11 protein-coding genes and 1 riboswitch are annotated in these 13221 nt (G+C 35.0%); of the genes, 9 read left to right on the top strand and 2 right to left on the bottom strand.

Going from position 1 to position 13221, the window contains the following annotated elements; translation table 11 throughout:
* Positions 1 to 4 precede the first annotated feature (4 nt).
* A complete protein-coding gene (gene metK / locus C1S72_RS05780) occupies positions 5 to 1258 on the bottom strand; it encodes a methionine adenosyltransferase (protein WP_104734692.1) in 1254 nt (417 codons plus the stop codon).
* Between the two features lie 256 nt (positions 1259 to 1514).
* Positions 1515 to 1620, top strand: a riboswitch (SAM riboswitch).
* Between the two features lie 49 nt (positions 1621 to 1669).
* Here metK and C1S72_RS05775 point away from each other — a divergent pair.
* The 7 genes from C1S72_RS05775 to C1S72_RS05745 all read left to right on the top strand — a co-directional run bounded on the left by C1S72_RS05775 (position 1670) and on the right by C1S72_RS05745 (position 10095).
* Positions 1670 to 2671, top strand: a complete 1002-nt coding sequence (locus C1S72_RS05775; protein ID WP_104734691.1) for a homocysteine S-methyltransferase family protein — start codon at positions 1670 to 1672, stop codon at positions 2669 to 2671.
* Positions 2672 to 2704: 33 nt separating this feature from the next.
* On the top strand, positions 2705 to 3064 hold the full coding sequence (locus C1S72_RS05770) for a four helix bundle protein (RefSeq protein ID WP_104734690.1): 360 nt from the start codon (positions 2705 to 2707) through the stop codon (positions 3062 to 3064).
* 2 nt (positions 3065 to 3066) lie between these two features.
* Positions 3067 to 5817: a methionine synthase gene (metH, locus tag C1S72_RS05765; RefSeq protein WP_104734689.1), complete on the top strand. Its 2751-nt coding sequence runs from the start codon at positions 3067 to 3069 to the stop codon at positions 5815 to 5817.
* An 80-nt stretch (positions 5818 to 5897) separates the two neighbouring features.
* Complete coding sequence (gene metF / locus C1S72_RS05760) at positions 5898 to 6854, top strand: methylenetetrahydrofolate reductase [NAD(P)H] (RefSeq protein WP_104734688.1); 957 nt, start codon at positions 5898 to 5900, stop codon at positions 6852 to 6854.
* A 65-nt stretch (positions 6855 to 6919) separates the two neighbouring features.
* Complete coding sequence (locus C1S72_RS05755; protein ID WP_104734687.1) at positions 6920 to 8182, top strand: pyridoxal phosphate-dependent aminotransferase; 1263 nt, start codon at positions 6920 to 6922, stop codon at positions 8180 to 8182.
* Positions 8183 to 8223: 41 nt separating this feature from the next.
* Positions 8224 to 9315, top strand: a complete 1092-nt coding sequence (locus C1S72_RS05750) for an acyloxyacyl hydrolase (protein ID WP_104734686.1) — start codon at positions 8224 to 8226, stop codon at positions 9313 to 9315.
* A 33-nt stretch (positions 9316 to 9348) separates the two neighbouring features.
* The gene (locus C1S72_RS05745; protein WP_104734685.1) at positions 9349 to 10095 is read left to right on the top strand and encodes a head GIN domain-containing protein; all 747 of its coding nucleotides are present in this window, start codon (positions 9349 to 9351) and stop codon (positions 10093 to 10095) included.
* Here C1S72_RS05745 and gldA read toward each other — a convergent pair.
* A complete protein-coding gene (gldA, locus tag C1S72_RS05740; protein WP_104734684.1) occupies positions 10088 to 10984 on the bottom strand; it encodes a gliding motility-associated ABC transporter ATP-binding subunit GldA in 897 nt (298 codons plus the stop codon). The genes C1S72_RS05745 and gldA overlap by 8 nt on opposite strands.
* 264 nt (positions 10985 to 11248) lie before the next feature.
* On the opposite strand from gldA, the gene C1S72_RS05735 reads away from it, so the two are divergent.
* Positions 11249 to 12076, top strand: a complete 828-nt coding sequence (locus tag C1S72_RS05735; protein ID WP_104734683.1) for a prephenate dehydratase — start codon at positions 11249 to 11251, stop codon at positions 12074 to 12076.
* Positions 12073 to 13215 carry a pyridoxal phosphate-dependent aminotransferase gene (locus tag C1S72_RS05730; protein ID WP_104734682.1) on the top strand — a complete coding sequence of 381 codons (1143 nt, stop codon included), beginning with the start codon at positions 12073 to 12075 and terminating at the stop codon, positions 13213 to 13215. The genes C1S72_RS05735 and C1S72_RS05730 overlap by 4 nt, the downstream gene beginning before the upstream one ends.
* The last annotated feature ends 6 nt before the right edge of the window (positions 13216 to 13221 follow it).

Below are 13221 nucleotides of genomic sequence, written 5' to 3'. Positions count from 1 at the left end.
ACGTTTATAAATCAAAGGCTTTTTTGACCTTATCGACATAGTCTAGCTTTTCCCAAGTAAATAATTCCACATCTAACGTGACATCCTCGCCATTAGGTTGTGAAAATGTTTTAGATACGGTTTCGGGTTTGCGTCCCATATGGCCATAAGCAGCTGTTTCGCTATACATAGGCTGACGCAGTTTTAAGCGGTCTTCAATAGCAGATGGTCTCATATCAAATATTTCAGATACCTTTTGTGCAATTTCGCCATCAGTCATATTAAACGGGCAAGTACCGTAGGTATCAATAAAAATTCCCATAGGCTCTACCACACCAATAGCATAACTAACTTGCACCAATACTTCATCACAAACACCAGCTGCAACCAAGTTTTTAGCAATGTGTCTTGTGGCATAAGCGGCACTGCGGTCTACCTTACTTGGGTCTTTACCTGAAAATGCACCACCTCCATGAGCACCTTTACCACCATAAGTATCTACAATAATTTTACGACCAGTTAATCCTGTGTCTCCATGAGGTCCTCCAATTACAAATTTTCCTGTTGGGTTAATATGATATTTAATATCGCTGTTGAATAGAACTTGTAAATGCTCTGGTAGTTTTGCAACTACGCGAGGAATTAAAATATCTACAATATCTTTTCTGATTTTTGCAAGCATGGCTTCATCATTATCAAAATCATCATGTTGCGTTGAAACGACAATAGCATCAATACGTTGCGGGATATTATCATCACTATATTCAATAGTGACTTGGCTTTTAGAATCAGGACGCAAATAGGTGATATCTTTATTTTCGCGTCGTAGTTCGGCCAATTCAATTAATATTCTATGAGCCAAATCTAAAGCCAATGGCATGTAGTTGTCCGTTTCACGTGTGGCATAACCAAACATCATGCCTTGGTCGCCTGCACCTTGTTCCTCTTTACTGGCTCTATCTACACCACGATTAATGTCTTCCGATTGCTCATGAATGGCAGAAAACACGCCACAAGAATTACCATCAAACATATACTCGCTTCTGGTGTAACCAATTTTATTAATCGTATCTCTAGCAATTTTTTGAACGTCTAAATAGGTGTCAGACTTGACTTCTCCAGCCAATACAACTTGACCTGTTGTTACAAGTGTTTCGCAGGCTACTTTTGAATCTTTATCAAATGCTAAAAAATGATCAATTAAGGCATCACTTATTTGGTCTGCTACTTTGTCTGGGTGTCCTTCAGAAACACTTTCTGAAGTAAATAAATATGGCATAAATCCTAAATTTTTAATTTGGTTGAAATTAAGGAAAAAATATGAAATTGCAGACTGCTAGAGAAGTAATTGAAACTGCTTTAGCATTTTTTATTGAGGTTGCAATCAGACAAATTTTTCCTCTGTAATATTTGTTTGGCAAATGTAAAAAAATAAAATAGAACACAAATTGTTTTCAAATTTTTTAGTAATTAATTTGGATTTTATCTTTTTGTGTTGCAATATTTGTTTTCAAGAAGTTCAAAATTTTACTGATTTGTTATCACGAAAGGCAGAGGGAATAGACCCGTTGAAGCCTTAGCAACCCTTTATTTTTAAAGAAGGTGCTAAATTCTACCCAAGTAATTTGGGAAAGATGACTCGAGAATGATTCACTCTCTCTTTTCATGATGGCATTTTAAATATTATAAAATGTCTGATATTTTCAAAACATTACAAAATAGAATACTAGTTCTTGATGGCGCCATGGGAACTATGTTACAACGCTATAATTTTTCAGAAGAGGATTATCGTGGTGAGCGTTTCAAAGACTACCTGTCACCATTAAAAGGTAACAACGATTTACTCTCAATCACGCAACCGCATGCTATAGCCGAAGTACACCGTAAGTATTTTGAGGCTGGAGCTGATATTGTTGAGACCAACACCTTTTCAGGGACAACTATTGCAATGGCTGACTATAATATGGAAGATTTGGTGTACGAGCTCAATTTTGAATCGGCAAAAATAGCCAAACAAGTAGCTAATGAATTCACAAAAGCCAATCCTGAAAAACCGCGTTTTGTAGCTGGAAGTATTGGGCCAACAAACCGTACAGCAAGTTTGTCGCCAGATGTTAACAGACCCGAATATCGCGCTGTAACGTTTGAAGAACTTCGAATAGCTTACAAACAACAAACCGAAGCCTTGTTGGATGGAGGCGCTGATATTCTATTGGTTGAAACTATTTTCGACACCTTAAATGCCAAAGCAGCTTTATTCGCCATAGATGAGGTGCAAGAAGAGCTAAATATTCAAGCGCCAATTATGGTATCAGGAACCATTACAGACGCATCAGGACGAACACTATCTGGGCAAACGGTTGAAGCATTTTTGACCTCAATTTCTCATATACCATTATTAAGCGTTGGTTTCAATTGTGCTTTAGGAGCCGATTTATTGCAACCCTATTTACAGCGTTTATCACATGAAACTGAATTTTTCACATCAGCACATCCTAATGCTGGATTGCCCAATGCATTTGGTGAATATGACCAAAGTCCAAAGCAAATGCAACAACTTATCGAAAATTATTTAAAAGATGGTTTGGTAAACATTATTGGTGGTTGCTGCGGCACTACACCAGAACACATCAAAGCCATTGCAGAAGTGGCAGCTAAATATAAACCTAGACAGAAAGTTGTTGGTGTTTAGGTGATAGTGTTTAGTATTAAACAAGATAGAATTATGAAGAATTATACAGAGTTAGATGTCTGGAAAATAGCTAGAAAATTAGTAAAGTCGGTTTATAGTATTACCTCGCAATTTCCAAATTCAGAATTATACGTTTTAACTAATCAGGCCAATAGAAGCGCTATTTCAATACCTTCAAACATTGCTGAAGGAATAGGAAGGCAATCAGATAAAGAAACTATACAGTTTTTATATATCGCTAAAGGTTCGCTTTTTGAACTGGAGACTCAATTATATTTAGCTTTCGATTTAGAATATATTTCACAAGACCAACTTGAAAATGTTCTGAACGAAACTACCTCGTGCAAAAAACTATTAAACGGATTCATTAATTATTTCAAAAGCAAAAAATAATTATGAGCTCAACAAAACACCAAATACCAAACACTAAAAACCAAACACTAAAAACTAAGTACCTAAAACTTTCAGGACTTGAGCCTTTAATTGTTACGCCAGAAAGTAATTTTATTAATGTTGGTGAACGCACCAATGTTACTGGTTCGCGTAAGTTTTTACGGTTGATAAAAGAAGAGAAATTTGAAGAAGCATTAGATGTTGCACGCGATCAAGTAGAAGGTGGTGCTCAAATTATTGATGTCAATATGGACGAAGGTATGCTTGATGGAAAAAAAGCCATGGTGACCTTTTTAAACCTTATTGCTTCAGAACCTGATATTGCACGATTACCAATTATGATTGATAGCTCCAAATGGGAAATCATTGAAGCTGGTTTGCAAGTTGTACAAGGGAAATCGGTAGTGAACTCTATTAGCCTTAAAGAAGGCGAAGCCGAATTTATTCGTCAGGCAAAATTGGTAAAACGTTATGGAGCAGCAGTCATTGTGATGGCGTTTGATGAAGATGGGCAAGCCGATACATATGAGCGTAGAATTGAAATTTGTGAACGTTCTTATAAAATATTAGTAGATGTTGTTGGTTTCCCGCCTGAAGATATCATTTTTGACCCCAGTATTTTCCCAGTGGCAACAGGAATGGATGAGCATCGTTTAAATGCGCTCGATTTTTTCAACGCGACTAAATGGATTCGTGAAAATTTACCTTATGCCAATGTTTCGGGTGGTGTCAGTAATGTCTCTTTTTCGTTTCGTGGAAACAACGTTGTTCGTGAGGCCATAAACTCGGCATTTTTATATCATGCTATTCAGCATGGTATGACTATAGGGATTGTAAACCCAACCATGTTAGAGGTTTATGACGAAATCCCAAAGGAATTATTAGAGCATGTTGAAGATGTGCTTTTCAATAGACGTGATGATGCTACAGAACGACTATTAGATTTTGCTGAAACTGTAAAAGGCCATAAAAAAGAAGATACAACTAAAGTTTTAGAATGGCGAAATGAATCGCTTCAAGAACGTATTACGCACAGTTTGGTAAAAGGTATTGATACCTATATTATTGAAGATGTTGAGCAAGCACGTCAAGAAAGCAAAAAACCTATTGAAGTTATTGAAGGTCATTTAATGATTGGGATGAATGTGGTTGGCGATTTGTTTGGAAGCGGAAAAATGTTCTTACCTCAAGTGGTGAAATCAGCACGTGTGATGAAAAAAGCGGTTGCCTATTTACAACCTTTTATTGAGGCTGAAAAGGACGGTAAGCAAGAGTTTGCTGGTCGCGTGTTATTGGCAACTGTAAAAGGTGATGTTCACGATATTGGTAAAAATATAGTAAGCGTTGTTTTGGGTTGTAATAACTATGAAATTATCGATTTAGGAGTGATGGTTCCGCCAGAAAAAATCATTGAAACTGCCATAAAGGAAAACGCAGATATCATTGGTTTGAGCGGACTAATAACACCTTCGCTTGATGAAATGGTTTACGTGTCTAAAGAAATGGAAAAGAAAAACATTGCAGTACCATTACTTATAGGTGGTGCAACAACCTCTAGAGCGCATTCGGCAGTGAAAATCGCTCCTAATTATTCAAATACAGTAGTGCATGTAAATGATGCTTCTAGGGCGGTAACCGTCGTTGGTAATTTATTGCAGAAGGACAACAAGGTTTATAAAGATCAAATTAGAGATGAATATGAAAAGTTTCGTAAGCAATTTTTAAAACGTGGTAAAAAGAAGGATTATTGCACGATAGAAGATGCGCGAAAACGCAAGTTTAAAATTGATTGGGACACAGCAGAAATTGTAAAGCCAAACCATTTAGGAATTCAGGTTATTGATACATTTGATATCAAAAAACTAAAACCATATATCGACTGGAGTCCATTTTTTAGAAGTTGGGATTTGCACGGAAAATATCCTGATATTTTAACCGATGACATAGTAGGAGAACAAGCATCGGAATTATTTAAAGATGCCAAAGCATTGCTTCAACGCATTTTTGATGAAAAACTACTTTCAGCTAAAGCCGTTTTTGGGTTATTTCCAGCAAACACCATTCATGATGATGATATTGAGGTGGCAATTGAAGATTGTCATGCTGAACCTGATTCAGCATCTAACCAAACACCAACCATCAAATACAAATTTCTAACCTTACGCCAACAATTAGACAAACGTGAAGGCGTGCCTAATTTTGCGTTAGCCGATTTTGTCGCGCCAAAAGATACAGGGAAACAAGATTATGTAGGCTGCTTTTGTGTGAGCACAGGTTTTGGAACTTCAGAGTTGGCAGCCGAGTTTGAAAAAAACCATGATGATTATAACGCCATAATGATAAAAGCTTTAGCAGACCGTTTAGCAGAAGCCTATGCAGAATATTTACACAAAGAAGTCAGAACCAATTATTGGGGTTATGCTTCCGAAGAAAATTTAAGCAATGAAGAGTTGATTGCTGAGAGTTATAAAGGAATTCGTCCGGCACCTGGCTATCCAGCATGTCCTGATCATTTAGAAAAGAAGACCATTTGGAAATTATTAAATGTCAAACAGAATATTGGTGTAGAACTCACCGATAATTTAGCCATGTGGCCTGCCGCAAGTGTTAGCGGTTATTATTTTGGCAATAAAGAAGCCAGATATTTTGGTTTAGGAAAAATAACTCAAGACCAGTTAAAAGATTATGCCAAGCGTCGTGGCATTAGTAATGAAGAAGCGAGAAAATGGTTAAGGCCAAATTTGGTAGAATAACTGTCATTCCTGCGCAGGCAGGAATCTATTAAAAGACAACATTAAATTAACAAAAGATACCTGCTTTCGCAGGCATTAATATGAAAGTAACAGAACATATCAAACAAGCCAACGGAAACACACAGTTTTCATTTGAAATTTTACCTCCATTAAAAGGGCAACATGTACAATCAATTTTTGATAATATAGATCCATTAATGGAATTTAAACCGCCATTTATTGATGTTACCTATCATAGAGAAGAATATGTTTACAAAGAACTTGAAAATGGTTTATTAAAAAAGCAAGTCGTAAAAAAGCGTCCTGGAACGGTTGGTATTTGTGCAGCTATTCAAAATAAATATGGTGTTGATGCCATTCCCCATATTTTATGTGGCGGCTTTACTAAAGAGGATACTGAAAATTTCTTAATTGATTTAGATTTTTTAGGCATTCAAAATGTGATGGCTTTACGAGGTGATGCTGTTAAAACGGAAACCTATTTCAAACCAGAAAAAGAGGGACACGCCTATGCCAGCGATTTGGTAAATCAAATTCAGGAATTAAACCAAGGGAACTATTTAGACGAAGATCTTTTAAATTCTTCTAAAACCGATTTTTGTGTAGGTGTTGCAGCCTATCCAGAAAAGCATGCAGAAGCGCCTAGTTTAGATAGCGATATTCATTTTTTGAAAAAGAAAATAAAAAAAGGTGCTGAATACATTGTTACCCAAATGTTTTTCGATAACGATAAATATTTCAAGTTTGTTGAAAAATGCAGAAAAGAAGGTATTACAGTGCCAATCATTCCTGGGTTAAAACCAATTGCCACTAAAAAACAACTAAACTTAATTCCGCATCGCTTTCATGTGGATTTACCTGAAACGTTGATTTTAGAGATAATAAAATGTCAAGACAATAGCCAAGTCGCTCAAGTTGGAATTGAGTGGTGTATTCAGCAATCCAAAGAACTTCAAAAAGCTGGCATACCTGTGTTACATTATTATTCCATGGGAAAAAGTGATAATATAAAAACCATTGCGCAAGAGGTGTTTTAATAAAAGAAGTTAGGCATTGCAGAAATAGGTTCAGAAAGTGTATTTTTGCAAAAAAAGTCGGGGTAATGAAAACATCTAAACTAGCTGAAGGATTAAAAGGTTCAGAAATCATAAAAATTGCAGGAGAAGTTAATGCACTTAAAGCCCAAGGTGAGACTATCTATAACCAAACCATTGGTGATTTTGATGCCAATATATTTCCGATACCTGATGAGCTTAAGCAAGAAATTGTAAACGCTTATCATGATAATCAAACAAATTATCCTGCGGCTAATGGCATGGAATCCTTACGCGTTAGTGTTTCAGATTATCTCTCCAAAAATCTTAAGTTGGATTATTCTAAAGATGAAATTTTAATATCTGGAGGTGCACGACCATTAATTTACGCTGTTTATCAAACTATTTTAGATCTTGAAGATACTGTTTTATATCCTGTACCTTCTTGGAACAATGATGCCTATACATATTTGTCCAGAAACAAGGCTGTGATTATTGAGACCAAGCCAGAAAACAAATTTATGCCAACTGTTGAAGATATCAAACCACATATTCAGTTGGTTAATTTAATAGCACTTTGTTCGCCATTAAACCCAACAGGAACGACATTTGATAAAGAAGCATTAACAGAAATATCACAACTAGTTGTTGTAGAAAATAAGCGAAGAGCATCACTAAATGAGAAACCGTTATATGTACTTTATGATCAGATATACTGGCAGCTAACTTATGGTGACACCGTGCATTATAATCCTGTGGGATTAGTTCCTGAAGTTCGTGACTACACCATTTTTATTGATGGTATATCTAAAGCGTTTGCTGCAACTGGTGTTCGTGTGGGCTGGGCATTTGGACCAAGTCATGTAATAAATAAAATGAAAGCTTTGCTAAGTCATATTGGGGCTTGGTCTCCAAAAGCAGAACAGTTGGCTACGGCATCTTATTTAAAACAAGAAAAACCTGTTTCATCATATTTAACACACATTAAATCTGAACTGCATGAACGTTTAGTGACTTTTTATGAAGGATTTAATAAACTTCAGAAAAAAGGATTTTCAGTTAAGGCAATAGAACCTCAAGCCGCATTGTACTTGACAGTTCAATTTGATTTAATTGGAAAGTCGACTAAGGATGGTTTGAAGTTGAATACCATTCAAGAGGTAACTAGTTATTTATTGAATGAAGCCAAATTAGCTATTGTGCCATTCTATGCCTTTGGAACATCAACAGATTCCAATTGGTTTAGGTTGTCGGTTGGAACAGCCAGAAAAGAAGACATCAATACCATTTTTGAATTATTAGAAACAGCCTTATTGAAACTTAACAAATAACTGTTTAATAATTTATATACATTTGCGCCACAACCTATTTCATGAGGCATTATTTAGCATTTCTTTTTTGTTGTTTGATTTCTTTAGCTTTTTCGCAAGAAAAGCAGTCAAACACCTACATTGACCTTAATTACTTTAAAGGTAATATTGCGCTTCATAATAATGACATTTTACATTTAATAAAAGGGCACCCAGAAGGCTTTATTTTAAGTTGGAATAAAAAAACCTTTGGTAATCAAGATTGGGAACAGCGATATGGCTATCCCGATTATGGCGTGTCGTTTGCTTATCAGAATTTAAAAAATGAGGTTCTTGGTAATAATTATTCGTTGTACGCACATTATAATTTCTATTTTTTTAAACGAAACTTGATGTTTCGTATTGGACAGGGTTTGGCATATACTACAAATCCTTATGATAAAATTGATAACCATAAAAATATTGCCTTTGGTTCTACATTGTTAAGTAGTACCTATTTGATGTTAAATTATAAAAAGGAACGCATTTTTGATAAGTTTGGTTTGCAGGCAGGATTGAGCTTAATTCACTATAGTAATGCCAATGTTAAGGCGCCAAACACCAGCGTGAATTCCATAACTTTTAATGTTGGTGTGACCTATAATTTAGACGAAGAAGATGCTGAATACATTAAAACCATTACCAAAGAAAAGTTTACCGAACGTATTAAATATAATGTGGTATTTAGAAGTGGTGTGAACGAAAGTGATGTTGTTGGTAGTGGGCAATTTCCATTTTATATTCTTTCAGCATATGCCGATAAACGCTTGAGTCATAAAAGTGCAGTACAATTTGGTGTTGATGCTTTTTTCTCTAAATTTTTAGATGAATTGATTTATTACCAATCAGTAGCATTTCCTGATGAAAATGTATCTGGAGATGAAGATTACAAAAGAGTGGGATTGTTTGTAGGTCATGAATTATTTATTAATAAAATGTCTGTTTTAACCCAATTGGGTTATTACGTGTATTATCCGTTTGATTTTGAAGGCAGAACGTATTTCCGTGTGGGATTAAAACGTTATTTTGGAGATAAGTGGTTTGGTGCGTTGACATTAAAGTCTCATGGCGCTAAAGCAGAAGCCGTTGAATTTGGTGTAGGTATTAGATTATAAATTTTGTCATTTCTGCGAAGGCAGGAATCTATTATGAAGAAAATTTTATACATATTAATCATGATTAGTGTTGCCTCCTGTAGCAAAGAAAGCGCTAATGATTGTTTTCAAAATGCAGGTACCATTATTCAACAAGTAATACCCGTTACTGATTTTGAAAAAATTCTTGTTAATCGTGATGTAGAATTGATTATCAAAGAAGCTCCAGAATATCAAGTTATAATTCAAACAGGAGAGTACTTACTGAATGATGTAGAAGCAAAAGTAGTAGGTGATGAATTACAATTAATAGATAACAATACGTGTAATTATGTTCGTGATTACGGTATTACCAAAGTGTTTGTGTCTGCTCCCAATATTAGAACCATTAGAACGTCTTCACAATACACTGTAAAATCAGATGGTGTTTTGAATTATGAAACGTTAAACTTACTTTCAGAAGATTTTAACGCCACAGGAACCTTTACCATTGGTGATTTTAATTTACAGATCAACACCAACAATTTACGTGTTGTTTCCAATAACATATCATCATTCTATATTTCTGGCGAAACTAATAATCTCACCGTTCAATTTTACTCTGGTGCTGGACGATTTGAAGGTGCTCATTTAATGGCGCAAGATGTAGACGTGTACCATAGAGGTAGTAATGATATGATAGTGAATCCCCAACAATCTTTGAGTGGTGAATTGGTCGGTACTGGTGATTTGATTTCGGTTAATAGACCACCAACTGTTGAGGTAGAGCAGTTGTATACTGGCAGGCTTATTTTTAATTAGCTGTCAACTCCCTAAACATACTTTCCAAACTGGCATTTTTTTGATTCAGTTGAAGAATTTTTAACTGATTATCATGTGCAAAATCGAAAACATGAGAACGCATATCATCAGTTGTTGTAAAGGTGATTTCGTAAACAAAGTCATGCGTATTTACCACTTGCTTAACTTTTGGAAGTTTCAATAAAAAGGCATCTTCCACGCGATAATCAAATTCAACCACAACGACTTGTTCCTTGTCGTCTCGTAATTCTTTAAGTGTTTTGTTGGCAACAATTTCACCTTTATTAATAATGATAACCCGGTCGCACATGGCCTCTACTTCTTGCATAATGTGGGTTGATAAAAACACGGTTTTTTCTTTACCAATAGACTTAATTAAATTCCTAATATCAACCAATTGGTTTGGATCCAATCCAGTTGTTGGTTCATCTAAAATAAGGACATCCGGATTATGCAATAGGGCATTGGCCAGCCCAACACGTTGCCTGTAACCTTTAGAGAGTTGCCCAATTTTTTTATGGGCTTCAGGAGTCAATCCTGTTAATTCAATAACGTCTTCAATTCGTGTTTTGTTTACGCGGTAAACTTGTGCATTAAATGCTAAATATTCTCTTACATATTGTTCTAAATACAAGGGGTTGTGCTCTGGAAGATAACCTACACTCTGTTGGACCTGTTGTTTTTGTAAAGCAATATTAAAATCATTAACCTTGGCTTCTCCTTCAGTTGGTTCAATATAAGTCGTCAATATTTTCATCATAGTTGACTTCCCAGCTCCATTAGGTCCCAAAAAGCCAACAATTTCTGGCTTATTTACCTTAAACGATATATTGTTAAGCGCTTTTTGCTCGCCATAAAGCTTACTGATATTTTCAACTGATATAGACATAATTCCTATTTGCTTTTCAAAAATAGGATTTATTTTTTAGGCGAACCAATAACGAAAACGTTATCTTTTCAAAAGATTTTGAAAATGATTTTGTTTTTTCATTTTATTAATTACTTTAGCTATTCAATTATGAACGCAAATACAAATTTTACATATTATAACTGGTACTATTTCTTTTTTAGCAAAAGAAACGAGACGTTGTATGTGTAATTTTAATATAAACTATAACTATAAGTCTCGATGAAAATCGGGACTTTTTTTTATATGATTAAATCGGTTGCTATACAAGGCGTAAAAGGCTCATTTCACCATATTGTTGCCAATAACTATTTTGGTGATCACATTAATATACGTGAGTATCTGACTTTTGATAAAACAGTCCAAAGTCTCTTGTGTGATGATGTAGATGCTGTTGTCATGGCATTAGAGAATTCAATTGCAGGTTCAATTATACCAAATTATGCATTATTAGATACTAATAATTTGCACGTTGTAGGTGAGTATTATTTGGATATTCAACATCATTTAATGGCATTACCTAATCAATTAATAGAAGATATAGAAGAGGTGCATTCGCACCCAATGGCGTTACTGCAATGCAAAGAATTTTTCAAACAGTATCCACATATTAAAATAGTGGAAGATGCTGATACGGCTGAAGTTGCTAAACGTATTGCACGTAATAAAACCTTTAAAATGGCTGCGTTGGGTAGTCAATTAGCTTCTGAATTGTATGGTTTAAATATTATCTCTGAAAGTATTCAAACCATTAAACATAATGAAACCCGATTTGTAGTTGTAAAAAAAGAAAACCATGAAATTCCGCAATCAGCAATCAATAAGGCGTCATTGAAGTTTGAATTGGAACACAAACGTGGGAGTTTAGCGGCTATGTTGAATGTAATGAGTGATTGTCAATTAAATTTAACCAAAATACAATCACTTCCTAAAATTGAAACACCGTGGAAGTATGCTTTTTTCATAGATGTCACTTTTGATAATTATAAGAACTTTGAAAAAGCCAAAACCATTATGGAAATTATGACTGAAGAATTTAAGATATTGGGAGAATATAAAAATGCAAAACCATGATTGAATTTGCAAAACGACTAGAACATGTTGAGGAATACTATTTTTCAAAAAAATTACGAGAAGTTAATTTTTTGAAAGCTAGTGGTAAGCCCATAATTAATTTAGGTATAGGTAGCCCAGATTTAATGCCACCCCAAAAAGTAATTTCAGCTTTAGTTGAGGGATTAAGTGGTGAACAAGCTCATAAATATCAAAGCTATCAAGGTTTACCTGAATTACGTGAAGCAATAGTCGCTTTTTATCGTGATATGTTTGACGTGTATTTAAGTCCATCGACCGAAGTATTACCATTAATGGGAAGTAAAGAAGGTATTATGCACATTTCTATGGCTTTTTTAAATGAAGGAGATGAAGTGCTTATTCCAAATCCAGGATATCCAACCTACACTTCGGTTACAAAACTTATTGGTGCAAAACCAGTTTATTACGATTTGAAAGAAAATAATAATTGGTTGCCAGACATAGAGGCTTTGGAGAATCAGGATTTGTCAAAAGTTAAACTCATGTGGGTTAATTACCCGCATATGCCAACAGGAGCCAAAGCAAATGAAGCCTTTTTTATCAGATTGGTGGCTTTTGCAAAACGGCATAACATTTTAATTGTTAATGATAATCCTTACAGTTTTATTCTCAATAATGAACCGAAAAGTTTATTAGGTGTTTCAGGTGCAAAAGATGTTTGTTTGGAGTTAAATTCATTAAGCAAAACGTTTAATATGGCTGGATGGCGTGTAGGAATGGTATTGGGGAAATCAGAATTCATTAATGCTATTTTAAAAGTAAAAAGCAACATGGATTCTGGTATGTTTTATGGTGTTCAAAAAGGTGCAGTAGAAGCTCTTAAATGCACTAAATTATGGTATGTTAGCCTAAATAATGTCTATGAACAACGCCGAGAAATAGTGCGGAAAATTGCCAATGCACTTAATTGTACATTTGATAAAAACAGTTCAGGAATGTTTGTTTGGGCCAAATTGCCTGCATTTGTCAAAGCTGAAGAATTTATAGATGTATTATTAAAAGACAAGAGCATTTTTGTAGCACCCGGAACTATTTTTGGGTCAAATGGTGAAGGCTATATTCGTTTTTCACTTTGTGCAACCACTGATGATTTAGAAGAAGCATTAGCCAGAATTTAATAGAAG

It is taken from the genome of Hanstruepera ponticola (genome assembly GCF_002940745.1).
GTDB classification, from domain to species: domain Bacteria; phylum Bacteroidota; class Bacteroidia; order Flavobacteriales; family Flavobacteriaceae; genus Hanstruepera; species Hanstruepera ponticola.
Note: the sequence above shows the minus strand (reverse complement) of the source record. Positions and strands in the feature narration are given on the sequence as shown.